The organism is Arthrobacter sp. FW306-1B-G06A, assembly GCF_058781765.1.
In genome coordinates, this window is sequence record NZ_JBYSXB010000044.1 from 1 (window position 1) to 26,031 (window position 26,031).

The window sequence follows — 26,031 nt, forward strand, 5'->3', positions numbered from 1 at the left end:
AGCTTCCCCGGACCCCCGCTCACCTATGGCCCGGAAATCCCAAACCCCCGCTCAGACATGCGGGTTCCACGGCCCACGCCCGCCCACATGATGTGAGCCGGCATCCGACCGGAACCCGGCAGATGTGAGCGAGCGTCCGCCCAGGAGCCGCCATAAGTGAGCGGGCGTCCCGCCGGGAGCCGGTATATGTGAGCGGGCGTCCCGCCGGGAGCCGCCACATGTGAGCGGGCGTCCGCTCAAAACCCCCTATAAGTGAGCGAGCGTCGGGGTTCGGGAGTTCGCCCCCGGCGGAATTGACCCCCAAAAGCGCCCGAAATAGGGTGAATTTGGTCAAAAAAGCGCGGAAACACGCGGAATTTGCTGGCCGAGTCCTCCCAAGCTGGTAAGTTTTCGAACAGTGGCTCGCACGCATGCCGTGTGTGGGCTCCAAAATCGTAAAGTCCAGGAGGACACAAATGGCTAAGAACCGTAGCGAACTGGTTTCCGAGGTAGCTGGCAAGGCTGGCACCAGCCAGGCTGCAGTCAACTCCGTGCTCGATGCCCTGTTCGAAGTTTTCGAGACTTCCGTCGCCGCTGGCGAGAAGATCACCATTCCGGGCTGGCTCGCCATCGAGCGCACCGACCGCGCAGCTCGCACGGGCCGCAACCCGCAGACCGGCGAGACCATCCAGATCGCCGCTGGCCACAGCGTCAAGCTGACCGCCGGCTCCAAGCTGAAGGCAGCTGTCGCCAAGAAGTAAGACACTTCGGCGAACGCCTAGGAAAGGCGGCAACCTGCGGGTTGCCGCCTTTCTGCTTTAACCCGCTCGATTCGCCGCGCCGCCGACGTTAGCGGACAATGGATAGGTGCCATCAGCCAAAACTCCCTCCACTGCCCCCTCGCCCGCTTCCAAGCCGGGAACGAAGGCAGGCGCTGCCGTGGAGGGGATCTCCCTACCGTGGCAGCTTGCGGGCTTCGCTGCGCTCTTCCTGGCTCTAGCGGGCGCATTGATCTTCTCCGGCGCCTCGGCCGCGCGCCAAGTCTCTGACCCGGGCGCCTTGGTTCGTTGGGGGCTGCCCGTCGCCAAAGCCATTCACAATGTCTCCTTGGCGACTGTGATCGGCGGGCTGATCTTCGCCGTCGTTATCCTTCCCAAGCACCTGTCCCGATCCAGGGGCGATGACGCCCCGGAACACCCGGCGTTCGCCCGTGCTTTGGCCGTAGCGGCAGCAGCAGGCGCTGCCTGGACGCTCTCCGCCGTCGCTGTCCTTGTGTTGACGTACTCGGATGTGGCCGGGCAGAGCCTCTCGGGCGACGCGCAGTTCACTGCATCCCTCGTCTACTTCATGACGGACATCCAGACGGGCCAGGCGTGGCTCGCCGTGACGATCATCGCTGCGATTGTCACGACGGCGCTGTTCGGCGTCCGCTCGCTGGCGGGACTAGCGCTGACGCTCGTCCTGGCCCTGGGCGGACTGATCCCGAGTGCGCTGATCGGGCACTCCGCGAGTTCTAACGACCACGAGGGCGCTATCAATTCGCTCGGCCTTCACTTGGTGGGCGTGTCCACCTGGGTGGGCGGCATCATCATGCTTGCGGTCCTCTCGAGCCTCCTGCGAGGCTCCAAGGCAACAGGCACCAAGGACATTACTGAGCAGACCCTGCGCCGGTTCTCCGCGTTGGCCGGCTTCGCCTTCGTGCTGGTCTTCGCTTCGGGCGTCGTGAACGCGAGCATTCGTGTGACCAGTTTTTCGGCCTTGGTTGGCACCCCCTATGGGCAGATCATCCTGGCGAAAGCGCTTGCCACCGTTGTCCTCGGCGGCATCGGTTTCATGCACCGCCAGTGGGTGATCCCGCAGCTGGGCCGCAAGTCGATGACCACGCGCCGCGTGCTGTGGCAGCTGGTGTTGGTTGAACTTCTGGTGATGGGCGCGACGTCGGGACTCGCCGTCGCGTTGGCCAGTTCGGCACCGCCGCTGCCCACCACCTACGCGCCCGACGCCTCGCCGGCCTTCATCCTGTCCGGTTACGAGCTGCCGCCCGAACTGACGCCCGCGCGATGGTTGACCGAGTGGCGCTTCGACTGGCTTTGGGTGGCTGTGGCCCTCTTCGGCGCGGCGAGCTACATCCTTGGCGTGGTCAAGGTCCGTCGCCGCGGTGACTCCTGGTCGTGGTTCCGTGCGGTGAACTGGATGATCGGCCTGCTCGTCCTGACCTACATCACGTCAGGGCCGCCGTCGGTATACGGCCGCATACTGTTCTCCGCCCACATGGTGGACCACATGGCGTTGACGATGGTGGCGCCGCTGTTCCTGGTCCTGGGTTCCCCGGTGACGTTGGCATTGCGGGCCCTGCCGTCGCGCGGCGAGGGATCACGCGGAGATGGCTCCCGTGGCCTTCGTGAATGGCTCCTGGTGTTCGTGCACTCGAAGTTCTCCCAAGTGGTGACCCACCCACTCTTCGCCGCGGCGAACTTTGCCGGTTCGATCGTCCTGTTCTACTTCTCGGACGCGTTCGGCTGGGCGATGCGTGAGCACGTGGGCCACGAACTGATGAACCTGCACTTCCTGCTCACCGGCTACATCTTCGTCCTCACCATGATCGGCACGGACCCGCTGCCGCGTCGTGCGCCCTACCCGATGCGGCTGCTTCTCTTGCTCGCCACGATGGGCTTCCACGCCTTCTTCGGCGTATCCATCATGGGAGGCACTGGACTGCTCGCCGCCGATTACTTCGGCAACCTCGGCCGGACCTGGGGACAATCGGCTTTGCTCGACCAGCAGACAGGCGGCGCCGTGGCCTGGGGAATCGGCGAAGTTCCCACCTTGCTGGTGGCGATCGGCGTCGCGGTCATGTGGTCGCGTTCGGATGAGCGGGAGACCAAACGCACCGACCGGGCGGCGGACAGGAATAACGACGCCGACCTGAATGCTTACAACGATATGTTTGCGAGGCTTGCAGACCGCGATGCGAAACTGATTGATCGGGACTCCAAGCAGCCCGAAAGCAAGACCAACCTGGAAGGACGCTGATGAGCGAAACCGTACGCACCCAATTGCGTGTCCGCGCCTCTGAACTGGTGGGCCGTGGATGGCTCAACACCGGTGGGAAGACCCTGGACCTGGAAGCGCTGCGCGGCAAGATCGTGCTGTTGGACTTCTGGACGTTCTGCTGCATCAACTGCCTCCATGTCCTGGATGAGCTGCGCCCCCTCGAGGAGAAGTACTCCGACGTCCTGGTGACGGTCGGCGTGCACTCTCCCAAGTTCGAGCACGAGGCCGATCCCGTGGCCCTCGCTTCCGCCGTCGAGCGTTACGAAATCCACCACCCCGTCCTGGACGACCCCGAGCTCGCTACGTGGAAGGCCTATACGGCCCGCGCCTGGCCGACGCTGGTGGTTGTGGACCCCGAGGGCTACATCGTGGCGCACCTTTCCGGTGAGGGCCACGCAGACGGCCTTGCGGTGCTCCTCGAGGAACTCGTGGCCGAGCACGAAGCCAAGGGGACCCTCCACCGCGGCGACGGCCCCTACGTGGCGCCCGTCCCGACGTCGGGCACCTTGCGCTTCCCCGGCAAGGCGACCCAGCTGGACAACGGCAACTACCTGGTGGTCGATTCCGGCCACCACCGTTTGGTGGAACTTCGTCCTGACCTTGAGACGGTTGAGCGTGTCATCGGCTCCGGAACCAAGGGTTACCTGGATGGTGCGGCGGAAATCGCGCAGTTCAACGAGCCTCAGGGCGTGGCGGTGCTCCCGTCGTCGCTGGCTTGGCAGCTTGGCTACGAAGCAGTGGTCGCGGACACCGTGAACCACCGCCTCCGCGGCGTCACGCTCAGCTCGGGTTACGTGCAGACTGTTGCCGGCAACGGCGTTCAGCGCCTGCTCGACGCCGGCCCGGCCCGTGTGACGGAAAGCGGTGCCGGCGTTTGGGCTGAACACCCCGACGGCGGTCCGGCTGACTTCGCGGCCGACGCACTCGACGTCGGGGTACTTGGTGTGGGGACCGGGGTGTCCCTGTCCTCGCCGTGGGACGTGGTGTGGAGCGAGAAGCTGCAGCGCGTTGTCATCGCGATGGCCGGCACGCACCAGATCTTCGCTTTCGAGCCCCTCTCTGGCGAGGTATCCATCCTGGCCGGCTCGGGCCTTGAAGGTTTGCTTGACGGCCCCGCCGAGGAAGCTTGGTTCGCCCAGCCTTCCGGCCTGGCCGTGGATGCGGATGACAACATCTGGGTGGCCGACTCCGAGACCTCGGCGCTGCGCCGGCTGGTCGTAGGCGAATCAGGTGTGACTGTTGAGTCGGCCGTGGGCAAGGGCCTGTTCGATTTCGGTTTCCGCGACGGCGAGGCCACGGAAGCCCGCCTGCAGCACCCCCTCGGCGTCACAGTGCTCCCCGATGGCTCCGTGGCCATCGCAGACACCTACAACGGTGCCGTGCGGCGCTACGATCCGGCGGCTAAGGCAGTGTCCACCCTGGCGAGGGGTCTCGCCGAGCCGAGCGACGTCGTCGTGGTCTACCCGGAAGGCGGCGAACCGCTGCTGGTGGTGGTGGAATCAAACAAGCACCAGCTGGTTCTCGTTCCCATCCCCAAGGAAGCCCAGCAGGTGGACGAGGGAGCATCCCAGACGCAGCGGCCCAAGAGCCCCGTGGCGCCAGGGAACGTGGAGCTGACCGTGCGCTTCACGGCCCCGACCGGACAGAAGCTCGACGACCGCTGGGGCGACCCTACGCAGTTGAAGATCTCCTCGACCCCGCCTGAGCTGCTGCTTTCCGGCGGTGGCACGTCGGTAGGCCTGCTGCGGACCGTCGAGCTGTCCGCGGACGTGCCTGAGGGGATCCTCCACATTACGGCCCGCGCGGCTGCGTGTGATGGCCCGGAAACCGAGGACGGCGAAATCCCGGATCACGCCGCGTGCCACCTCTACCAGCAGGACTGGGGCATCCCCGTGGTCATGCAGGCCGACGGCGACTCCGAGTTGGTGCTTGACCTGCGCGGGATGGACTAGGCAGGGGCTGGCTGGACCGGGCGGGCCGCAGCCGAACCTAGAAGCTCACCAGCGGCGTGACCGTGATGGTGTCCGCGCCTATGTCCAACCGTGTGGTGAAGCTGAAGTCGTGAACGGCACTGAGGTCGCCGACCAGTCCGCTGAAGAGGTCAATTTCGCGGGCGGTTACCTTGGCCTTGCCGTTGAGGGGCGCCACGACCCACTGCCCGTTAAAGGGGTCGATGCTGACCTTGGGGTACTCCGTGATCTGCCACCTGATGGTCCCGTCCACCACCCGGCTGTTGGTCACGTGGTAGAACGGGCAATCGGGCTGAAGCTTTTGCTGCTTGGTGGCATCCGCGGCGCAGGTGTCCAGGAATTCCTTGACCTTGTCGCTCACCACCTTGATCATGGCGTCGGTGGGCTTGGTCAAAAGGTTGAGGGGCGCCTGCGGCAGGGCGCCTGTAGTCACCGACGTGCTGGTAGTCGGCGCCGAGAAGTATTTGCCGGCGAGGCTGGCTTCGTATTGGCCGGGGTAAAACACGGCAAAGCTGTTGCGGCCGTTGGGCAGGTTTACCGGGACCCCGTTCAGGGTGGCCTCGTTGGCGTTCACCACGGTGACCTCAATGGTCGGCAAGGATGACGGCACGAAGGACCACTTACCGAAGAACAGCCACTCGGTTCCCGTCCGTTCCAGGAGGAAGTCCGAATGCAGCGCCTTGCCGTCGATCTGGTAGTCCATGGGGACCGTCACCCGGTTTCCGCCACGGGATTCGGCGTTGCCGAGTTTGATATCAGTGATCTTCGACGCCGCCGTCTGCAGGGCGGTACCGTCCAGCATGGCCGCATTGGCGTTGGGCACGGAGGCGTGCAGGAGTCCGAGGGCTTCCCCGCCGTGCCCCTGCTGGAGGGCCGACAGGTAATCGCGCACTTGCTGCTGGGGGCTGGCTATGGAGTTGCTCACCAGGTTGATGGAAACGATCGCAGCGGCCACAGCAAGCATCAGACCGAGCAGCCACCCGGCCGCGGTCTTGACCAACGCTTGACTCAACTGCACGCCCTTTACGTTACCCGCCGGTTCCGCAATACCCCGGCATCCTTCCCCTCCCGTGACATCTGGACACGCATTTGCGAAGAGTCCGACGGCGGGTGGCAGCTCCGTTTCAGCGGCGCCGGCGCGATGAGGTTCCGAACACTCCGCGGAGCAATTCCCGGCCGAGTTGCGTGCCGAAGGACCGTGCCATGCTTTTGATTCCGCCGCCGAGCGCACCACCCAGGACGCCCGCGAGATCGCCCATCATGCCGTCGCCGCCTTGCTGCGGAGCCGGTGCTTGGACCGGCGCGGGTGCGGGCGGCCACGCTTCGGAGCCTGGTAGCGGGCGGCTGCTGGGACGGCCAAGGATTTCTTCCTCGATCCTGCGGGCTTCGGCGTCCACGGATTGAGGATCAACGGAGGCTGGTACCGGTGGCCGACCCGGTGCGGCTTCTCCGGTGGAGGGCGCGGTCCCTTTGTCAGTGAGTTTCTCGTAGGCCGAAATGTTGTCCACGGCAGTGCCGTACTTCGGCAGCAGCGGGGAAGCGGCGATGGTGCTGCGGATCAGTTCGTCCGTGCTGGGTCCCATCACGGATTCCGGGGCACGCAGCTTGGTCAGCGCCACGGGCGTGGGCGCGCCCTTTTCGTTCATGACGGTGATGACCGCTTCGCCGATACCGGCGGAAGTGAGGGTTTCCTCAAGGTCGTAGTCGCTCACCGGGAACGTGGACACGGTGGCCTTGAGGGCTTTGGCGTCCTCCGGGGTGAATGCGCGCAGGGCATGCTGGACCCGGTTGGCAAGCTGACCGAGGACGGCGGCAGGGACATCCTTGGGTGTCTGGGTGACGAAGAAGATCCCGACCCCCTTGGACCGGATGAGCCGCACAGTGGTGGTGATGGCTTCGAGGAAGGCCTTGGATGCGTCGGAGAAGAGCAGATGGGCTTCGTCGAGGAAGAACACCAACTTGGGCTTGTCCAGGTCTCCTGCTTCGGGCAAGTCTTCGAAAAGGTCCGCAAGCAACCACATCAGGAACGTCGAGAACAGCATGGGTTTGGTCTGGAGCGTGGGAAGTTCAAGGCAACTGATCACGCCGCGGCCGTCCGGGGCTGTGCGGAGGAGTTCTGCGGTGTCGAACTCCGGCTCGCCAAAGAACTTCTCCATGCCTTGGGCCTCGAGGTTGACGAGTTCGCGCAGGATGACGCCGGCCGTGGCCTTGGAGAGTCCGCCGAGGTCTTCGAGTTCAGCCTTGCCCTCATCCGAGGTCAGGAACTGGATGACGGCCCGCAGGTCTTTAAGGTCGATCAGTTCCAGTTTTTTCTGGTCGGCGAAATGGAAGATCAGCTGCAGGCTGGATTCCTGCGTGTCGTTGAGTTCCATGATGCGCGAGAGCAGGATGGGGCCAAACGAGGTGATGGTTGCCCGGACGGGAACGCCGTTGCCATCCCCGCCCAATGAGAGGAACTCGACCGGAAAGGCCTTGCCTACCCACTCTTGGCCGAGGCTTGCGGTGCGGGCCGTGAGTTTCTCGCTGGCCGTCGCCGCGGTGGCGAGTCCTGAAAGGTCTCCCTTGATGTCCGCCAGGAAGACGGGGACGCCGGCCGTGGACAGCTGTTCGGCCACCATGTGCAGGGTGACGGTCTTGCCGGTGCCTGTGGCCCCGGCCACCAAGCCGTGCCGGTTCATCATGGACAGCGGCAACCGGACTTGGGCCTCTTTGTGGACTTCGCCGTCGACGATGGCGGCACCCAGCTCGATCGTGGGCCCATCGAGGGTGTATCCCTGCTGGATCGTGGCAAGTTTTTCAGCTGTTGTTTTCTTGGCCATGCGCATAGCCTAGTGGTCCAGGGCCGCGGTGTGGCGGGAAAGTTTTGCCGTGCTCCGCAACGGTATAGTGCCCGGATGGATGACAAAGCGGTTCTGCTCAAATATCTGCGCGCCCGCCGCGGCGAGCTCCTCGCCAAGCTCGACGGACTCGACGAGTACGACGTCCGCCGGCCCATGACCCCCACCGGCACCAACCTCTTGGGACTGGTCAAGCATGTGGCCAGTGTGGAGCTTGGGTATTTCGGGGAGGTCTTTGGCCGGCCGAGCGGCCGGGATCTACCGTGGTTTGCCGACGATGCCGAACCTGACGAGGACCTGTGGGTTCCGCAGGAAGAGAGCAGGGAAGAGATCATCGAACTGCACCGCTACTCGGCCGAGCACAGCGATGCAACCATCGAATCGCTCCCACTCGACGCTCCCGGGGAAGTGCCGTGGTGGCCGGAAGAACGCCGACGCGTGACGCTTCACCAGATCCTGGTGCACATGTGCGTCGAGACAGCCCAGCACTTGGGGCATGCCGACATACTTCGTGAGCTGATCGACGGCTCGGCGGGGAAAGGTCCGGGGGACCTGAACCTGTCGCAGCGAACCACCGAAGAATGGGCCGATCACCGCGCCCGGATCGAAGCCGCGGCCCGCCAGGCTGTGGGGTAGGCTCACGCCTCGATGGGCGCCAAGTCCTTCGAGAACGCCAGGTGCTTGATCTCTTCCGGATCCGCGTCGACGTCGAACAGCGGGGTGTAGCCCGTGGCCAGGTACAGGTTCTTGGCTTCGGGCTGCCGCGGACCGGTGGTGAGGTAGATGCGGCGGTAGCCGCGGCGGGATGCCTCGGCTTCCAGTTCCGCGAGGACAACCCGGGCCAGTCCTCGACGGCGGTGCGCCGAATGCGTCCAGATCCGCTTGAGCTCCGCCGTGCGGGAGTCGTAGCGGCGGAAAGCCCCGCCAGCCACGGTTTCCCCGTTCTCCTGCAGAATGAGCAGCGCGCCGTGGGGTGCGGCAAACTCGCCAGCCGGGTACCTGTTGAGTTCCTCGGCCGCGCCTCCGCTGCCGAAGAGGTCGCCGTAGCGCGTGGTGTATTCGACGGCGAGTTCGTCCAGGAGGGGCTTGACGCGGGGATCGCGCATGGGCAATGTCAGGACGGAAAGGCCCGACGGCGGCAGGGTCGGCGTTGTTGTCATGGCTTACCTTTCGTGAATGTCCCCAACTAACTCGCAGTTGTTGTCGTTATGGAGCGTCAAAACGACAACAACTGCGAGTCAGTTGGGTGGGCTGGTCTGGTTGGGTGGACGGAGCTGGTTGGGTGAGGGGCGGAGAGTTCGGCCAGGAGGCGGCGGGCCAGGGCGTCGTTCTCGCGGAACGGCGCTGCGTTGGTGCCGGGCCGAGCGAACGCGCCAGCGCCCCAACCCGAGGTCCAGGGTCCGACGGCGAAAAGCCCCGCCTGCCGCACGCCGTCGGCAGCTAGGACTTCGTGCGAACTCGAGACCAACAGCTTACCGGTGGAGTGGGGACCGTCCGAGGTGAGGAGCGACTGTTCGGTGCCCCAACCGGCGTCGTGCAGGTCCGCCAGCGCGGGGTTGGCCGATCGCGCCACCGACGGCGACGGCAAGCGGGCCTCGATGTACGCCGCCGCGTCCACCACCACGGGCGATTGGAAGGAACCGGCCACGAACCGCCCGCTGGCCTCGTCCGGACGCACCCACATGCCCGGACCCAGGAACTGCAACAATCCGGCCCGGTGCAGGGCAAGGATTTCGCGCAGCCGGTGCGGCGGCGGGCCGGAATCCACGAAGCTGAAGAAGCCGTGCCACCAACCATGCACCGCTTGTTGGGAGCGCGAATTGAGCCGCTCCTGCGGGACCAGCCGGCCGAGTTCCATGTAGACCCGGAGCAGGGCCGTGAACAAGGCCAAGGTTTCCGAATGGTCGGGACTCGTGCGGAGCTTGAGGTCGCGTTCAATGTAGCTCGCCACCGATCTCTGCACCGCGGCATGGTCCGCGAAAGCGCAGCCGCTGAACGGTTGGTCCAGGGCCTCGAGGTCGAGACGGCGGGCAGGGTCCGGGACGGCCGAGGCCACGAGGTTTTCGCGTTCGCGGCTGTACCAATCCAGGGCATCGAAGCGCGCCGAAAATTCGTCCCAGCCGCCGTGGACGCGTTCCGGATAGCCGGTGAAGAGCTCGCGGTAGTAGGCGTAGCCGGCGTCTTTGGCGATGAGGGGCCACAGCTGGGTCCGGAAATCCAGCTCCTCGTGCGCGGCGAGCAGCAATTCCACGGCGTCCGCGGTGAAGTACCGGGGTGCGCCGACGGGTTCGCCGCGCAGGGTGGAGGAGATCTTGGAGTGGTACGGCACTCCGCGCCGGGAGCCTGCCCAGAGCCGCGGTTCGGCGCCGGACGGCACATAGTCCAGGCCGCCGTCGGGCCTGTCTTCGAAGCGGCCGCCACGGCCCTCGAACAAGAGCACCAGAAGGTCCACGAACGCCAGCCCCATGCCCGAAACCAGGACGTCCTGGCCGGGTGCGATCGCCGAATAGTCGACGTCGGTGGTGTACGACGGCGCCGCGTGGAACCCGCCGTGCCGGGCGGCGAACTCGGCCAACCGCGCCGATTCCGGCTCGGCGCGGGAGTCCGTGTGGCCCAGCGAGTACACCACAAGGTCAGCCTCCAGCACCCCGCCAGAAGCGAGCCGCACGCGGTACTTCGCACCGCCGTCGGGCCCTCCCGGACCCTCCGGAGAGTGGCGTTCGACGGCGGTTGCCGTGTCCCGGTGGACCGTCACCCTAACGTCCGGGCCGAGTGCCGCGACGGCCCGGCGGAAGAACCACTCGAGGTACTTGCTCTGGAGCTGCCGGCTAGGAAACGAGGCCGGTGTCAGCACCCGGAGCTGCTCGAGGAGGTGGGATTCCAACTCCGGGACGTCGCGGATGGAACCGTCGAGCACGCCCGTTGCCCATGTGGCGAGGCCCGGACCGTCAACGGAGGGACCGTCGCAGGCCACGGAGTTGTCGGTGAACATCGTGACGTCCGCTGCCGTGGAGTTGAGCAGTAGTCCCGGGCTCTGGTCATAGCGCCAGATCCTCCCGGAACCGGGTTCGTACGGCTCGACGACGTGGATGGAGAGGGGCCCGTCGAAGAGGCCGTGCCTGTTGGCCGCGAGCCGTTCTAGGATGCCGGCTGAGCGCGGGCCACCGCCAATGAACACGATGGTGGGGGCGAAGGGCGGCATGGCAACTCCTGTTGGCGGTGGCTGGTGGTACCCGAGCCTAGGGACCCGGCGGGCCCTCGGTCGAGGCCCGGGTAACGGCCGTTCACCACGCGTCACGGTGCGTCAACAAGCGCAAAGAACGGACTCATATGGCTCCGTATGAAGCCGCGCGAAGCGCGATGAATCCCCATGAAGAAGTGCAAAAACCTGCCTTGCAGCCGCTTCGGGAGCGCCCCTAGATTGGCAGCCATCCGATAGCCAACAACCCATACGAAGCGAGGTGGCGCATGAGTTCAGCAGCAACCACAGTGGCGCAGTCCGCACAGCAATCTGCACCGGAACCGGCGCCCGCCAGCGCCGTCACGGAAAGCCCGACGCCGGCCGCCGGGCCGGGTGCCGCCGCCCGGAGTGCAGCCGAGGGTGCTGCCGCCCCGGGTGCCCCAACCGACTACTCCGGCTACAAGCTGGTCCCGGCCCGGCATCCATGGCGCTGGGTAGGCACGGTTGTGGTGGCGCTTGGCGTCGTGGCGGTGGCCTGGTCCCTCGCGACGAATCCGCGCTGGGAGTGGGGCGTGGTGGCGCAATGGTTCACCGCGCAGTCCGTGGTGAACGGCCTCGTGGAAACACTCAAGCTGACGGCCATCTCCGGCGCGCTCGGCTTTGTCCTCGGTTTCATCCTTGCCCTCATGAGGCTGTCGGCCTCGCCCCTGCTGCTGTCGGTGTCCTGGACGTTTTCCTGGATCTTCCGTTCCACTCCCTTGTTGGTGCAGATGCTGCTTTGGTACAACCTTGGCTACCTCTACGAGAAAATCAGCTTGGGCATCCCCTTCACGGATATCCGCTTCTTCGAGGTCCAGACCACCACGCTCATCAGCCAATTCGCTGCGGCAGTCCTGGGCCTGACCCTCAACCAGGCGGCGTACTCGGCGGAGATCATCCGCGGCGGCATCCTCTCGGTGGATCAGGGCCAGCTCGAGGCAGCCGCGGCCCTGGGCATTCCGGCGTGGCGACGCTCCACCAGGATCGTCTTGCCGCAGGCCATGCGGGCCATCCTGCCCACCGCTTTCAACGAGATCATCGGCCTGGTCAAGGGCACCTCAATCGTCTACGTCCTGGCCTATTCCGAGCTCTTCTACACCGTTCAGGTCATCTACAACCGCACCCAGCAAGTCCTTCCGCTGCTCCTCGTGGCGACGCTCTGGTACGTCGCCATTACCTCGGTCCTGAGCGTCTTCCAGTACTACATCGAGCGGCATTATTCGAAGGGCGCCGTCCGCAACTTGCCGCTCACTCCGCTGCAGAAGGCAAGGAAGTTCTTTGCCACCCACGCACCCGTGAATTTTGACCGAGCGAAGGACGCCCGATGAGCACCGCTGCTTTTCCCGCTGAGAGCCCGACGACGGCGGCGCCAGCCGCCGCTGCAACCCGCGGCCACGTGGAAATCACCAACGTCCGCAAGTCCTTTGGGGGAACGGAAGTCCTCAAGGGTGTGTCCCTGACGGTGCCGCCAGGCGGCGTCGCCGTGATCGTGGGACCCTCCGGCTCGGGGAAGTCCACGCTTCTGCGGACTATTAACCACTTGGAAAAGGTGGACGGCGGGTACATCACCATCGACGGCCAATTGGTGGGTTACCAGGTCCGCGGAAACAAGCTGCACGCACTGCGCGAAAAGGACATCCTCAAGCAACGCACGGACATCGGCATGGTGTTCCAGAACTTCAACCTGTTCCCGCACCTCACCGCGCTGGAAAACGTGACGGAAGCACCCGTCGTCGCGCTCCACCGGAACAAGGCCGAAGCGCGCAAGCGCGGGCTGGAACTCCTGGACCGCGTGGGCCTCAAGGACCGGGCCGACGCCTATCCGCGGCAGTTGTCCGGCGGCCAGCAACAGCGCGTTGCCATCGCCCGGGCGCTTGCCCTTGACCCTAAGATCCTGCTCTTCGACGAACCGACGTCGGCCCTCGATCCGGAGCTGGTCAACGAGGTCCTGGACGTCATCCGCGAACTTGCCACCTCCGGCACCACGTTGATCATCGTCACGCACGAAATGGGCTTCGCCCGCGACGTCGCAGACACCGTGGTCTTCATGGATCAGGGCCAGATCGTTGAGCAAGGCAGTCCCCAGGAGATCTTCGCGAATCCCCGTGAACCCCGGACGCGGAGCTTCTTCTCCAAAGTCATCGAACCAGCTTTCAACATCTGAGGAACCAACCTAATGCCACGCATCAAAACCAGGCTTCTCGCGCTCGCGGTGCTGCCCGCCGTCGTACTCCCGGGGCTCGCCGGGTGCTCCGACCCCGGTGCCTCCGCGGCCGGGGCCAGCCCGTCCGCGAGTGCCGCCCGCAACGGCGTCGTCTACAACACCTCGCCCGAGCAGAACCGTATCCGGGCGCAGAAGGATCCCGCCGCGGCAGCCGCCGTGCCGGCCGCGATCGGCAAGGACGGCAAACTGACCGTTGCCACCACGGCCGGGTCCATCCCGCTGTCCTTCCATGCGACGGATGACAAGACCCCGATCGGAGTCGAGGTGGACATCGCCCAGCTCGTGGCCGACAAGCTGGGCCTCGCACTGGACGTGCAGGTCACCTCCTGGGAGAACTGGCCGCTCAAGACGCAGTCGGGCGATTTCGAAGCGGTCTTCTCGAACGTGGGCATCAATAAGGACCGGGTGAAACTGTTCGACTTCTCCACCTACCGCGCCGCGTACATGGGATTCGAAGCCAAGAAATCGTCCACGTACAACATCAAAGGCGCGGACGACATCTCCGGGCTGAAGGTCTCGGTGGGCTCGGGCACCAACCAGGAGAAGATCCTCCTGGCCTGGAACAAGGACCTGGAATCCCGTGGCAAGGCTCCGGCAACACTGCAGTACTACTCCTCCGACGCCGACACCATCCTGGCGCTCTCCTCGGGCCGGACGGACCTGAACATCGCGCCCTATCCGTCCGTCTCCTACCGCGAGAACACGCGGGACGACCTGAAAGTGGTGGGCAAAGTCAACGCTGGCTGGCCTTCAGAGACCCTCGTCGCGGCCACCACCCTCAAAGGCAACGGCCTGGCTCCGGCCATCACGGATGCCCTGAATTCGGCCATCAAGGACGGCTCCTACGGGAAGGTCCTGGACCGCTGGGGCCTTTCGCAGGAAGCCTTGCCGGAATCGAAGACCGTGACAGAGGCAAACTTCGGGAGTGCCCAGACAGGGAAAACACAGTGAAGTTCCAGGTACTCGACATCATTCCGCACCTGAAGAACCCGCTGACGGGAGAAATCGTCTCGACGGGCGAGCGGCTCAACCAAGTGGTGCAGACTGCGCGCCGGGCCGAGGAATTGGGTTTCGATAGTTTCGCTGTGGGGGAGAGGCATGCCGGTGAGTTCATCTCATCGTCCCCGACGACGGTCCTCGCCGCCATCGCGGCGGTCACCAACCGTATTCGATTGCAGACCGGCGTCACCGTCTTGTCGGTGCTCGATCCCGTGCGGGTGGCCGAAGACTACGCCACGATCGATCAGCTGAGCCGGGGCCGCCTGGAACTCGTGATCGGCAAGGGCAACGAAGTGCTGCAATATCCGTTGTTCGGGCTCTCCCTCGATGATCAGTGGGAGCTGCTCGCCGAAAAGTATGGCTTGTTGCGGAGGCTGTGGCGTGAAGAAAACGTCACCTGGTCCGGCCGTTTCCGGCCCGCATTGAGCGAAGCGACGACGACGACGCCGCGACCGTTTGCGGGTTCGCCGCGGATTTGGCACGGCTCGGCTACAACCCTGACCTCGGCTGCCCTCGCCGCCCAGTGGGGCGATCCACTTTTCACGGCCAACGCCATCCAGCCTCGCGAGAACTACAAGATCCTGATCGACCACTACCGCGAGGAATACGAACGCCACGGCCACGATCCTCGGCACCAGTACCTCGGTTCGGGTTCCGGCGCAGGCGGCGTGTTCGTCGCGGACACCACGCAGGAAGCCAAGCGCCAGTTCGGGCCTGTTTATGAGGCCTTGACCGCTGGACGCAACGTCCCGGGCAACAATTCGCCGTTCCGGGACATCGAGCATGCCGTGGCTGAAGGGCCAGCACTGGTGGGCAGTCCGGAACAGGTGATCGACAAAATCCTGAGCTACCACTCGCTCTACGGCCACGATCTTCAGTCCGTTTCCTTGCCCACCACGTTGCCCTTCGAGCAGCAGCTGGAGATCCTGGAGCGGTTCGCGCTCGAGGTCATCCCGGCCGTCCGCGCCGCCGCGCCCACGACCTTGTGGGAACCGGCGGATCCCTTTGGTGGCCGCCCGGAATTCGCTGGCGCCACGTCACCGGACGCTTCCGGAACTGTCACCACAGATCATGCAAACCACAGGAGGAATCATGCCTACGCCCACTGAAACGGCTACGTCCACCACTCCGGCCTTCACCGCAGCCTGGCAGGAATGGCACGCCGAGCACGAGCGTCACCGGGCCGATCCGCACGGATTCCTCGCTGTCACCCATCTGCACTGGCTTGGTTCCGAAGATGCTCCGCTCGACGGGGTGCCCGGCGCCTGGAGTGTGGAGAACGACGTCGTCACTGTGGTTTTAGGACCAGGCGAAAGCCTGCTTCGGGACGGCCGGGAACTCAACACCGACGCCGCCGGGGCCACCGTCGTTTTCGGCCCCATCGCGGAACGAGACGGCCTCAACCTCAACGCGGGGGACACGGTCGTCGAGCTCGCCAAGCGCGGCGGCGAGTACATCGTCCGGCCGCGGCACCCCGGGAATCCGCTGCTCAACGAATACCGCGGAACGCCCGCATACGCACCGGATGCATCGTTCGCGGTGAACGGTACGTTCGTGCCGTTTGAGGTTCCCCGACCGACCACAGTGGGGGCCGCCGTCGAGGGTATCCAGCACGTCTACGAGGCGCCCGGCGAGCTCCACTTCAACCTCGCGGGCCAGGACTTGGTGCTCACGGCCTTCAACGGACATGCGCCGGGCACACTCTCGGTGCTGTTCACGGATGCGACGTCGGGCAAGACCACCTACGCGGCCAATCGCTCGCTCACGGTGACCCCGGAATCGGACGGCTCCGTGGTGCTCGACTTCAACCGTGCCGTCAATTTGCCGTGCGCCTACACGGACCTTGCCACGTGCCCGCTCCCACCCTCGGAAAACCGGCTGAGCGTGGCCATCGAAGCCGGCGAACAGATCCCTTACGAAAGGCAGGAGCAGCAATGAGCGGCATCTCCCGTCCGGGCCAGCCCGGATTCTTGGCCTTGGAGCTCGACGGCGACGGCGCCCACCCCGCGGCCTGGCGCAAAGCCCGGCATGCCCCGGATGAGTTGCTGAACGGTTCGCGGATCCAGAACACGGTGCTGGCGGCGGAATCGGCCGGGATTCATGTGGCGATGTTCGCTGATGGGTCTGGGACTGACGGCTCCGGCGCTGGCGGGCGAGATGTTGCAGGCCGCCTGAACGCCCTTCAGCGCGCCGCGTTCGCGGGTCCCGTCACGAGTTCCATCGTGCTGGTACCGGAAGTGGACACGGTCTACACCGAGCCGTTCCACATCTCCACTCAGCTGGCGAGCTTGGACTATGTCTCGGGCGGACGGGCGGGTTGGCTCGTCGCGGCGAGCGGCTCCGCGGAGGAGGCTGCCGCCGTCGGGCGTTCATTTGTTGAAGGTGCCGCCTTGGCGCAGGAGGCCGCGGCGTCGGTGGAAGTGAGCCGGCGGCTTTGGGATTCCTGGGAGGACCACGCCGTGATCCGCGACGTCCCCACCGGGCGGTACTTTGACGTGGACAAACTGCACTACGTCGACTTCGAGACGCCGGCGGATCTCGCAGGGGCCGGGTATTCCGTGAAGGGTCCCTCCATCATTCCGCGCCCGCTGCAGGGGCAATTGCCCGTGGTTGCCCAGGCTGGCTTGCTTCGTTCGGACGCCGACGTGGTGCTGGTGTCCGCTCCGACGCCTTCACTTCTCGCCGAGGAGGTTGCGGACGTGCGTGCCCGGACCGCTGTTGGGGGCGGCCCGGCGGTTGGGGGCGGCCCGTCGGTAGTGGCGGAGCTCGACGTCGTCCTTGACTCGCGTGGGCAAAGCGCCTCCGCGCGGCTCGCCGAACTGGACGCGTTTACTCCGTGGACCAGTTCCCGGGCGCGCTTCGTCGGCACGGCGGCGGAATTGGTCGACTTCCTTGCCGGGTTGCTGGCCGTGGCCGACGGCGTAAGGCTGCATCCGGCTGTGCTGGACGTGGAACTCGAGGAACTGGCGCAATTGGTCCTGCCCGAGCTTCGTCGCCGCGGGGTGCTGAAGCCTGTTGCGCAGGGCGGCACGTTCCGGGAACTGCTGGGTCTTGAACGGCCGCTGAGCCGGTACGCGAGCGTGGGCGCGGCGGGCGCCGCCGTCGTTGGCTTGGAAAACTGAGGAGAGACTATGACACAGCACAACCGTGCTAAATTCCAGCCGAGCGGGAAGATCCAGTTCGGGATCTTCTTCCAGGGCGTCAATTCCGGCACCATCTGGAAAGCGCCTGAATCCGGTTCGCAGACCGACTTTGAGTCGTTCCGACGGATCGCCCAGACCGCCGAGCGCGGGCTGTTTGCAGCCTTCTTCCTGGGCGAGGGCCTGCGCTTGCGGGAACATCTCGGACGACCGCACGCCCTGGACGTCGCGGGGAGGCCGGATGCGCAGACCATGCTGGCGGCGCTCGCGTCGGTGACGTCCAATATCGGGCTCGTGGCCACGCAGAATACGACGTACAACGATCCCGCCGACCTCGCTCACAGGCTCGCCTCCCTCGACTTGCTCTCCGGGGGCCGCGCAGCCTGGAACGTCGTCACCACGGACAACGCGTGGACCGGGGCCAACTTCCGCCGGGGCGGCTACCTGGACCACGCCGATCGCTATATCCACGCCGAAGCTTTCGTGGAGACCGCCAAGAAGATCTGGGATTCGTGGGAGGACGGAGCGGTCTCCTCGTCCGTCTCCGCGGATTCATGGGCGGTTCCCGGCCATGCGCGGCGCGTGCACCACTCCGGGCAGCACTATTCCGTGGACGTCACCCCCCGGCTGCCGCGCAGCGCCCAGTACAGGCCGGTGCTGTTCCAAGCCGGGGATTCCCCGGAAGGCCGCGACTTCGCCGCCCGCCAAGCGGATGTCATCTTCTCGGCGCACCCGAAGTTCGACGACGCCGTGGAGTTCCGCGCCGATATCGTCTCGCGCTCCCTGGCTGCCGGACGGGGCGCCAACGACGTCCAGATCATGCCGGCCAGCGAGTTCATCCTCGCCGCCACAGACGAGGAAGCCCGCGAGAAGAAGGAGTGGGTCCGCAGCTTGCAGATCGGGCCGCAGCAGGCAGTTGCGTATCTCGAACAGTTCTGGGGCCGCGAGCTGTCCGCCTACGATCCCGATGGTCCGCTTCCGGAGATCGATCCGGTGGTGGAGGAGACCTCCGAGACCCGGGGGAGCGGGTTCCACGGGGCCAAAGCCCGGCAGCTCGCCGAGCAATGGCGCGCCGAGGCCAAGGAGAAGGGCTTACCCATCCGGCAGTTCGTGAGCTCCAGGACGTCCAGGGTTGACGCGACGTTCACCGGATCCTACACAGCCGTGGCCGATACCTTGGCCGAGTACGCCCGGGTGGGTGCCGTCGACGGTTTCAACATCTCGCCATGGCTTATCCCCACCGGCCTGGACGACATCGTGAACCACTTGGTGCCCGAGCTGCAGGAACGTGGCGTGTACCCCACGGAATACGTCGGCAGGACCCTCCGCGAGAACCTGGGCCTCACGACGCCGGTGCGTTCGGAGTCGTTGGAGTCGGTACCCGCCGGGGGCGCGCGGTGAGCTTCCGTGCGCGAGTCGCGGCCGCCGTCGTCGGCTTGCAGACCGACGAGGGCGGTTCGCGCGACCCGGACGCGGAGCTGGTGCGGCTCCAACTGACCGTGTGGGAACAACAGCTCTGATTTGCTGCGGGCCCTAGGTGAGTGGCTCCGTGCGCTCGCGCAGGCCCCCTTCGCCGTCGAGCTCGGCTACCGTGTCGATGTTGAGGCGCCGGAGAAACCCGAGGTCGTGGCTCACGATGAGCAATGCGCCACGGTAGGCGTCCAAGGCTTCGGCGAGCTGCTCGACGCTGGCAATGTCGAGGTTGTTTGTCGGTTCGTCGAGGATCAGCAGCTGGGCGGGCGGCTCCGCCAGGAGCACCTTCGCGAGGCTGACCCGGAACCGTTCTCCTCCCGACAGGCTGGAGACCGGGCGATCAACGGTGGATCCCCGGAGGAAGAGGCGTGCGAGCTGATTGCGGATGTCTCCGGGAGCCGACGCCGGAGCCGCTTCCCGCACGTTGTCCAGCGCTGAGCGGGAATCGTCCAGGCCGTCGAGCCGTTGCGGGAGGTATCCCACCCGGCCGGTCAGCAGCTTTCCGGTGATCCGGCCCGAGGATTCTGCAGGGCGCCTCTCGACGAGGTGTTTGAGGAGCGTCGATTTGCCTGAGCCGTTGGGTCCCACCAGGGCCACGCGCTCGGGGCCCTGGATGACGATCGTGCGGGAACCGTCGCTCAGCTCGGCGATCCGGCGGCTCCGTGGCACGTCGGGATCTGGAAGGGTGAGGTGGATGTGCTCAACTTCCCTGACCCTCGCGGCGGCGGCGTCGACGGCGGCCTGGGCTGACAGCACCTTGTCGTCGAGGGTTGAGCGCATCGAGCCGGCAGATGCCTGCGCCTTGCTCGCACGGTTGCCGGCCAGGATCTTCGGGATCCCGCCGCTGGCTTGGGTCTTCTTCGCTGTGCGCTCGCGGCGGGCAAGCTTCGTTTCGGCTTCGACGCGTTGTTTCTTTTCGACCTTCAGCGCTTGCTGGGCGCTTCGTGCTGCCTGGATGGCAGAGGCCTGTTCCTGCTCGCGATGTTCGGTGAAAAGGCTGTAAGCCCCGCCAAAGACGTCAAGCTTGCCGGCATGAAGCTCAGCAGTGGAGTCCATGTGCTCAAGCAACTCGAGGTCGTGGCTGACCACCACGAGGGTGCCCGGCCAACTGTCGACGAAGTCGGCAAGTTTGGCCCGGGTGCGCCGATCAAGGTTGTTGGTTGGCTCGTCGAGGAGCGTGACCGGGGTGCGGCGGATGCGCAGCCCGGTCAGCGCGATGAGCATTGCCTTGCCACCTGAGAGCTCCCCGACCTGGCGCTTGAGATCACCCGCGGAGAAGCCGATTTCGTGCAGAGCCTCGTCTGCCCGGGACTCAATGTCCCAGTCGTCGCCGACCGTGTCGAAATGGCGCTCATCGACGTCGCCGTCCTCAATGGCGTGGAGCGACGTGAGTATGCCGTCGATGCCGAGCAATGCGGCGACCGTTGTGTGGTGACCGAGGGTGAGGGTCTGAGGAAGGTAGCCCACGTCACCGACGGTTTCGACCCGGCCCAGGGTCGGCGTCAGTGTGCCGGCGATCAAACGGAGCAGGGTCGATTTTCCTGCACCATTGCGACCGACGAGTCCAGTCCGGCCGGTGGTCATGGTGCCATTGAGCCGCTGAAGAGCGGGAGTGCCGTCAGGCCACTCGAATGACAGGTCGTGCAAGGTGATGGCTGAATGTGCTGACATGAGACACAGTCCTTTGGTTCTTGCCCATCAAGGGCGCAGTCATGGGTCGACGTGCTCACTCCGGGGCGCGAAAACGCGCGCTACTTCGGAAGGCACTGCACCTGACGTACGGAATCTTTCAGCTCGGACGCAGGGCCGCCGGAAAAGCGGCTACAGACAGCTGAAAGCGAGATTTCTCACCGGGTGCGCACGAGCGCAAACAACCGGGCGGCCACCGAACGTCAGGTGGCTAGGCTCTGTCGACCTCAATCTCCATAGCCAAAACCATAACCGCAAACTTCTTGAGCGGCCAATTGTGGATGAGGGAAGGCATTCATCACGGTGGTTCACATGGATGATCTAAATAGGTGAGCACCGCGGGCGGCGTTCACCGGGACGCCTTCGCGGGCCGAGAAGCCTTAGTGCGTCCTCGAATTTTCAGGGCTGCCGGGAGCCCTGAAGTGTAGCGTTTAGGGCGCCTTCACCGGGCACTTTTACGGGCGGGTCATACGGGAATCAGAGAATACCCACATTAAGGCTTTCCTGAAGGGAAGGCATGAAGGTGTTGAGCTGGCCGGTGGGGGACCGGCTTACGGGCGCCTAGCCGGTGACCTCATCGACAACCTGCAGACAGCATTATTAGGGTTCCGGTATGACGAGAACCTTCGAAGGGGCCTTCCAATCGTGGCGCGATGCGCCGCTTCCGCGGGGCAGTTCAATTGACCCTTTGGACGAGGTGCACGCGAACCTTGCGCTTTATGACACCTGGGTCGCCGAATCTGTCGTGCCGTTCATGGACCGAGGAATCTGGCAGCCTGCTGTTCACGACGTGCTAGGTGCGCTCGAGAACCTCGTAGGACAGGTCGAGGAACTGCGCTGCGCCGGAACAGAGGATCTAGAAGCAGTCTCCGCCTACCGGGCTTATGCGAACCTCCTCAAAACCGTCCATCGAGCATTTCTCCGGGAAGGTGGGAGAGAAGATGATCTCTGGGATCAACCAGCCAGCGCCGACAATCGTTCGAAGGCCAACGTTGCCCGGCGGCGAAGTTCCAGCTCATCGATTCCGCCAACCTTTATTAGCAGGTCAGGATCCGAACAGAAGTCGTCGACATCGGCAAACAAGCCGTCGAGCACATCGAAGATCTCCGGGGACCACTGAGTAGAGTCCTTCTTGTAAAGGGGAAGGAACACAACCTCGAACTCCTCGCCGCTGATGCGCCCATCGATAAGTAGCCGCAGCAAAACACCGTAAGGGGTCACAGCAAGCACCCAAGACGACCACCATTGTTTACCCATCAATGAGACCCTTCTCAACCGGCCGCGACATGAGATTGGCCGAAGCTTTCGACATGCTCGAACTCTACGTCGTCGCTCGATCATCGAGCATCGGTTTCGGATCCGTCCGGTGAAGGATCCCCTTACGCGCTGAGGGGATCGATCACCGTATCCTTGGTGCCCGTCAGCCGAACGTTGAGCTGGCTTTTTGCGGGCGGGCCCGGTGGGCCATTCTCGTTGCGGACGGCCTCGCGGTTCATGAGAGGTCACCTTTTTTGAAGAGGTCCGTCCACCGTTTCCTCCGCGGGCCCGTGTGGGCACGCGTCAGTTCACGCATCGCCTCGTAACGGGGTTGGTCCATGAATACGCCGAACCATCTCCATTGAACCCCGGACACGATGACGTCGCCACTCATTACGGACCCGTCGCGGTATTCGCCCGCCGGAGGCCGGGGAATGCCGTTGGCGATCACCTCACCGATGTCCGCGCTGAACGCTGAGGCTTTCTGCGCTGTGAGGACACTGAACAGTTCCGGCCGTATCCTGGCCGGTCCCTGCCTGAAAGGATTGGGGACTTCGCTGTCGGTAAACAGGGGCGGTGCGGTGGCCATGAACTCTCGCGTCGGCAGCTCTCCTGCGTCATCCCATAGCAGCAGTTCCACTACCGGGTTCTCGGTGCCTTTTGGCCAGCCGGGTTTATGCCCTACCACGACCACGATCGCGCGCCTACCGCCCGGAGACCGCAGCAGCACAGCATCACCGACGTCAAACGCCACACCGTGCGGCACCGGACGCTTCAAACGCTTCGGTGCAGGCTGCGGTCCGGCCAGCTTCTTCCGTAGCCTCTCCAGCACTTGCTGCCGCTGTTTCGCCAGGCCAGGGTCCTCCTCTTCCCAGCGGGCAACGTCGCCTCCGCGGTCAAGGATGTCCAGTGCCGTGTCCCGCACGTCGGGACGGAGTCGACCGGTCTCGTGCTGGGCCGCGGCCAAGGCAAGCCAAAACACCACACCGTCGTCCGTATCGTCCGCCTGCGCCGCATAAGAATTGATGAGCTTTGCCGTCAGTTCCTCGGGAGGGACTCGGTCGAGGATCCCTTCCCGCCAGTCCGCACGCACATCAGCAGCCACGTCATCGGAAAAAATCGCCGTACCCCAGCTACCCATGCAGACAGCATAAACACGACCACGCAATAATCACCGACCTCAGCGGATACAGACCCAGAGCTCAGGGCCCGACGACTTTCACAGACGGCCCGTCCAGCGCAGAGCGCCGGCCAGTCTCATTTGAGCATCCCTTAGCGGACACTAAGAGCCTGGTTCCGGACCTGCGGCGCCACCACGCGTCCCAATGAGCCCGCATCGCTACTTGCTAGTCGTCCCAGGCGAAATTAGAAAGCTCCCAATCGCCGTTGACGCTCTCGCGGTTGGCCTCTGTTCCTGGAGGCATCGTCGCCAGCTCATTCAGGGAAGGATCATGGTCAGTTACATGCCGGATATGCGTAACCACCAAAGCCTTTTGATCGTTCGGATCCCCCACGCCGTCAGCAATAGCCCACCCGCCCTCTGGATCGTGAAGGACCTGAAGTGCCGGCATAACGCCGTCAAGAACTGAACGCATGACCACTGCGCCCAGATCGGCAGGAAACTCATTATTAGGGAAGGGCCAAGGCAAGTACTGAAACATCTCATGACTCATCGACTTATCATCACATCCAGCCCAGACCTGCGGCCGTAAGCCGGTCGACCACCGTGCTGCGGAAGCCTGCCCACCTGGTTTAGCTGGCTGAGTCCACGCTCTCGCTCACGACCAGGCCTCAATCGCGGCTCGCGCTGACTGTTCCACCTCTTGTCCCATCAGCATGGCATGGAGCACGATTGCCAGGAGCTCGGCAGCCAGTTCGAACGCCAAGGGTGATGACTCGACCGGATCGAAAGCCGCGCGATCTACAACGATGCGGCCAGCCGGCAGCGGGCGACGAATGAATCCGCCGACGACCGCCTGCGCAAACTCGCCTGGCAGTCCCGGAATCAGCGGGGTCCACAAGCGGCTCTTGCACGAAGGCTTTCCGGTGCAGTCCTCTCCCGAGGTCTGCACCTCGATGAAAAGATCGGCGCCGTCTTCGCTGGGAGTGAAGGCCCCTCCCAGGAGTGCTCGCGGCATCAACCCACCGCCGTGTCGGACGATCTCCACAACGGCACGGACCGGCCGAAGGGCATCCCGCGAGGACTTCGTTTGAACCAACTCAAGGATGGTCCGGCCCAGGGCAAACGATGCGGTCAGCTCGTCGTCGATCACTGACGCCCGCCGGGTTTCCAAGGAGATGATCATCTGATCCGGCTCGCAACTCGCGCTAAAGCTCATAACCAGATCGTCTCAGACCGCGACTGCGGGATAGCCACGACATCTCAAACGACTGTGAACCGCAGCGATAAATGGCGGTCTTTCGCCGCGCTATTTGTCACCCGACAGCCCGCAGGGGGATCCCTGACCGGACACCGCAAGATGTCGAGCAATGGGGGGAGATCAGAAGCTGCGGCCGAGATACGGTGGACTCCATGGGAGCCAAAGGGCGCGGAAGCGTGACAGCAGCGGAGGTAATCGCGGAGAAGGAACGATTACTTCGCGAAGACCCAGAGTATCGTGCCAAATTCGAACGCATGGAAGCCGATCGGGCTCAGCGTGTTGCGGAGCTCCGAGCTGCCGCACAGCCTGTGGTCCGTGATCTGGCGGCGATCGGTATTAAAGTGGGCACCCTCTGGGACCTCTACAAAATTCCCGATTCCCGCCCGGCTGCGTTTCCCGTTTTGCTCGTTCTTGAGAGCATAGGCCAAGGGTTCTGCCATAAGTCAGCGCGCGCCTGGTGGCCCGAACTTAAACGAATCTACCTCGAGACCCAGATCCCTGTGGTCCGAAACGTACTTGCCGCAGCCCTGAGCGAGTGCGCGGCAAAAGATCAGTACGAAGATCTACTCTCGTTCGTCAACACAACAAGACTCGGTTCGACACGCATTTACTTCCTTCGTCCCCTGAACCGGATTGGAAACCGGATGCAAGCAGGCAAAGGCCGAGCTGTCGTTCAGTCGTTCTCCGAGGATCCAGTGCTCGGCAAGGAAGCTACCGCAATTCTGAAGGGCCGCAGCAGGAACGAATAGCAGTACACCGCGGCCCGTTAGCCGATCCTCCACCGGGACGCCGTGTGACGGCCGGAGTTCATCTGGTTTGTCTTTTTTGAAGTGCTCGTTCGCGTTTCTGTCGCATTTTCTCGGCTAAGGCGTATGCACGGGGGGCTGGATCGGGGGTGTAGCCGGGACGCGGGGGGATTCCTTCTTCCAGCATGAAGTTGTCGAAGTCGCGTGTGGACCGAAGTGCCGGCTTCGCTACCCGCTTCCGAGGGGAGTAATCGGACAGGTTTATGTGTTCGGCCGCTTCGCGGGCGCCTCGGCGCTCCCAGTAGTAGTACCCGATGGGGTAGATGACAAATACGTAGGTCAATCCCGCGAAGACACAGGTCCACACAAAGGGAAGAGCCTGTGGGCCTAGTTTCAAGGCAAGGATCCCCCCGACTTCAAGCGCGAGAGCGGCGCTGCACCCACTGAGGAAGCGGTTTGCTTTGCGTAGGCTGGCTACCGCAGGGGAACCCACGCGGAGGGCCCACTCGTTGTCACTAGAATTCTTCACGCTGATTCCTCTCAGGGGGCCGGAGGCTTCGCGGGCTTGTTGTCTAGTCCGCAGGCTACCGTCTCTCGGGGTACGGCCGCGATACCTAGTCCGGCGCGCAACAGCCCGATCGCGTACTCATCCAGCGTTCAGACCCCCGTCCGTAAGCCGATCCTTTACCGGACGCTCTTGAGGCTCTGAACAAAATCTGTGTGCAGGGATTGGGGGCGCACCCTCGAAAATGCGACGTCAATAAGGCCCTCCCGGCTAGCTGTCGGGCGAAGCTGGGGGAAGGCCCGAAGAGCATATTGCCCATTGCTGGTTCCATAATCAATGCATGGACAGAAAGCAGCTCGAACTTACCCTCGCGGCAGAAGGTTTCTCACCGGATTCTTACGTCATGCACGGCAGCGACCGGAACGACACGTTGAACATCGAACAGCAAGGGTCCAAGTTCTTTGTCTATTACACAGAGCGTGGGTCTCGAAGCGATGAACGCGAATTTCTTTCTGAAGCTGATGCTCGTGACTACTTCTTAGAATCAATGAGACGCG

22 protein-coding genes are annotated in these 26,031 nt (G+C 64.3%); 13 read left to right on the forward strand and 9 right to left on the reverse strand.

The window, feature by feature from the left end; all coding sequences use genetic code 11:
- Nucleotides 1-455: 455 nt before the first annotated feature.
- The 3 genes from AC3WJM_RS19155 to AC3WJM_RS19165 all read left to right on the forward strand — a co-directional run bounded on the left by AC3WJM_RS19155 (nucleotide 456) and on the right by AC3WJM_RS19165 (nucleotide 4,985).
- The gene (locus AC3WJM_RS19155) at nucleotides 456-740 is read left to right on the forward strand and encodes an HU family DNA-binding protein (protein WP_184739845.1); all 285 of its coding nucleotides are present in this window, start codon (nucleotides 456-458) and stop codon (nucleotides 738-740) included.
- 106 nt (nucleotides 741-846) lie between these two features.
- Complete coding sequence (locus AC3WJM_RS19160; RefSeq protein ID WP_441438416.1) at nucleotides 847-3,012, forward strand: bifunctional copper resistance protein CopD/cytochrome c oxidase assembly protein; 2,166 nt, start codon at nucleotides 847-849, stop codon at nucleotides 3,010-3,012.
- Nucleotides 3,012-4,985: an NHL domain-containing thioredoxin family protein gene (locus tag AC3WJM_RS19165; protein WP_492272683.1), complete on the forward strand. Its 1,974-nt coding sequence runs from the start codon at nucleotides 3,012-3,014 to the stop codon at nucleotides 4,983-4,985. The genes AC3WJM_RS19160 and AC3WJM_RS19165 overlap by 1 nt, the downstream gene beginning before the upstream one ends.
- Before the next feature lie 37 nt (nucleotides 4,986-5,022).
- Here AC3WJM_RS19165 and AC3WJM_RS19170 read toward each other — a convergent pair whose 3' ends face one another.
- Nucleotides 5,023-6,015: a zinc ribbon domain-containing protein gene (locus AC3WJM_RS19170; RefSeq protein WP_306963243.1), complete on the reverse strand. Its 993-nt coding sequence runs from the start codon at nucleotides 6,013-6,015 to the stop codon at nucleotides 5,023-5,025.
- A 112-nt stretch (nucleotides 6,016-6,127) separates the two neighbouring features.
- Nucleotides 6,128-7,822: a helicase HerA-like domain-containing protein gene (locus tag AC3WJM_RS19175; protein ID WP_492272684.1), complete on the reverse strand. Its 1,695-nt coding sequence runs from the start codon at nucleotides 7,820-7,822 to the stop codon at nucleotides 6,128-6,130.
- Nucleotides 7,823-7,897: 75 nt separating this feature from the next.
- Here AC3WJM_RS19175 and AC3WJM_RS19180 point away from each other — a divergent pair, with 75 nt between their 5' ends.
- Complete coding sequence (locus AC3WJM_RS19180) at nucleotides 7,898-8,476, forward strand: DinB family protein (protein WP_492272685.1); 579 nt, start codon at nucleotides 7,898-7,900, stop codon at nucleotides 8,474-8,476.
- Nucleotides 8,477-8,478: 2 nt separating this feature from the next.
- On the opposite strand, the gene AC3WJM_RS19185 is transcribed toward AC3WJM_RS19180, so the two are convergent.
- Entirely contained in the window at nucleotides 8,479-9,000 is a 522-nt protein-coding gene (locus tag AC3WJM_RS19185; RefSeq protein ID WP_284991114.1) for a GNAT family N-acetyltransferase, read from the reverse strand.
- 56 nt (nucleotides 9,001-9,056) lie between these two features.
- Nucleotides 9,057-11,042, reverse strand: coding sequence for an FAD/NAD(P)-binding protein (locus tag AC3WJM_RS19190; RefSeq protein ID WP_492272686.1), 1,986 nt, complete (start codon nucleotides 11,040-11,042; stop codon nucleotides 9,057-9,059).
- Nucleotides 11,043-11,308: 266 nt separating this feature from the next.
- Here AC3WJM_RS19190 and AC3WJM_RS19195 point away from each other — a divergent pair, with 266 nt between their 5' ends.
- From AC3WJM_RS19195 to AC3WJM_RS19230, 8 genes are read left to right on the forward strand one after another with little or no spacing between them, the layout of a single operon-like run.
- A complete protein-coding gene (locus tag AC3WJM_RS19195; protein WP_492272687.1) occupies nucleotides 11,309-12,388 on the forward strand; it encodes an amino acid ABC transporter permease in 1,080 nt (359 codons plus the stop codon).
- Nucleotides 12,385-13,224, forward strand: coding sequence for an amino acid ABC transporter ATP-binding protein (locus AC3WJM_RS19200; protein ID WP_492272688.1), 840 nt, complete (start codon nucleotides 12,385-12,387; stop codon nucleotides 13,222-13,224). The genes AC3WJM_RS19195 and AC3WJM_RS19200 overlap by 4 nt, the downstream gene beginning before the upstream one ends.
- Nucleotides 13,225-13,236: 12 nt before the next feature.
- Nucleotides 13,237-14,235, forward strand: coding sequence for an ABC transporter substrate-binding protein (locus AC3WJM_RS19205; protein WP_306963228.1), 999 nt, complete (start codon nucleotides 13,237-13,239; stop codon nucleotides 14,233-14,235).
- A complete protein-coding gene (locus AC3WJM_RS19210) occupies nucleotides 14,232-15,392 on the forward strand; it encodes an LLM class flavin-dependent oxidoreductase (protein ID WP_492272689.1) in 1,161 nt (386 codons plus the stop codon). The genes AC3WJM_RS19205 and AC3WJM_RS19210 overlap by 4 nt, the downstream gene beginning before the upstream one ends.
- A complete protein-coding gene (locus AC3WJM_RS19215) occupies nucleotides 15,376-16,221 on the forward strand; it encodes a DUF1684 domain-containing protein (protein WP_492272690.1) in 846 nt (281 codons plus the stop codon). The genes AC3WJM_RS19210 and AC3WJM_RS19215 overlap by 17 nt, the downstream gene beginning before the upstream one ends.
- The gene (locus tag AC3WJM_RS19220; protein WP_492272691.1) at nucleotides 16,218-17,405 is read left to right on the forward strand and encodes an LLM class flavin-dependent oxidoreductase; all 1,188 of its coding nucleotides are present in this window, start codon (nucleotides 16,218-16,220) and stop codon (nucleotides 17,403-17,405) included. Before AC3WJM_RS19215 ends, AC3WJM_RS19220 begins: the two co-directional genes overlap by 4 nt.
- A 9-nt stretch (nucleotides 17,406-17,414) precedes the next feature.
- Complete coding sequence (locus tag AC3WJM_RS19225; RefSeq protein ID WP_492272692.1) at nucleotides 17,415-18,824, forward strand: NtaA/DmoA family FMN-dependent monooxygenase; 1,410 nt, start codon at nucleotides 17,415-17,417, stop codon at nucleotides 18,822-18,824.
- Nucleotides 18,821-18,943, forward strand: coding sequence for a hypothetical protein (locus tag AC3WJM_RS19230; RefSeq protein ID WP_492272693.1), 123 nt, complete (start codon nucleotides 18,821-18,823; stop codon nucleotides 18,941-18,943). Before AC3WJM_RS19225 ends, AC3WJM_RS19230 begins: the two co-directional genes overlap by 4 nt.
- A 13-nt stretch (nucleotides 18,944-18,956) precedes the next feature.
- Here the strand turns inward: AC3WJM_RS19230 and AC3WJM_RS19235 are convergent, their stop codons facing one another.
- The 5 genes from AC3WJM_RS19235 to AC3WJM_RS19255 all read right to left on the reverse strand — a co-directional run bounded on the left by AC3WJM_RS19235 (nucleotide 18,957) and on the right by AC3WJM_RS19255 (nucleotide 24,181).
- A complete protein-coding gene (locus tag AC3WJM_RS19235; RefSeq protein ID WP_492272694.1) occupies nucleotides 18,957-20,567 on the reverse strand; it encodes an ABC-F family ATP-binding cassette domain-containing protein in 1,611 nt (536 codons plus the stop codon).
- A 972-nt stretch (nucleotides 20,568-21,539) separates the two neighbouring features.
- Nucleotides 21,540-21,842 (reverse strand): colicin immunity domain-containing protein, encoded by a 303-nt coding sequence (locus AC3WJM_RS19240; protein WP_306963217.1) that lies wholly within the window; start codon nucleotides 21,840-21,842, stop codon nucleotides 21,540-21,542.
- A gap of 235 nt (nucleotides 21,843-22,077) precedes the next feature.
- Nucleotides 22,078-22,983, reverse strand: a complete 906-nt coding sequence (locus AC3WJM_RS19245) for a hypothetical protein (protein ID WP_492272695.1) — start codon at nucleotides 22,981-22,983, stop codon at nucleotides 22,078-22,080.
- Nucleotides 22,984-23,188: 205 nt separating this feature from the next.
- On the reverse strand, nucleotides 23,189-23,515 hold the full coding sequence (locus tag AC3WJM_RS19250) for a hypothetical protein (RefSeq protein WP_492272696.1): 327 nt from the start codon (nucleotides 23,513-23,515) through the stop codon (nucleotides 23,189-23,191).
- 105 nt (nucleotides 23,516-23,620) lie between these two features.
- On the reverse strand, nucleotides 23,621-24,181 hold the full coding sequence (locus AC3WJM_RS19255; protein WP_492272697.1) for a hypothetical protein: 561 nt from the start codon (nucleotides 24,179-24,181) through the stop codon (nucleotides 23,621-23,623).
- Nucleotides 24,182-24,399: 218 nt separating this feature from the next.
- Between AC3WJM_RS19255 and AC3WJM_RS19260 the strand changes: the two genes are divergently transcribed.
- Complete coding sequence (locus tag AC3WJM_RS19260; protein ID WP_492272698.1) at nucleotides 24,400-24,972, forward strand: hypothetical protein; 573 nt, start codon at nucleotides 24,400-24,402, stop codon at nucleotides 24,970-24,972.
- Nucleotides 24,973-26,031 lie beyond the last annotated feature (1,059 nt).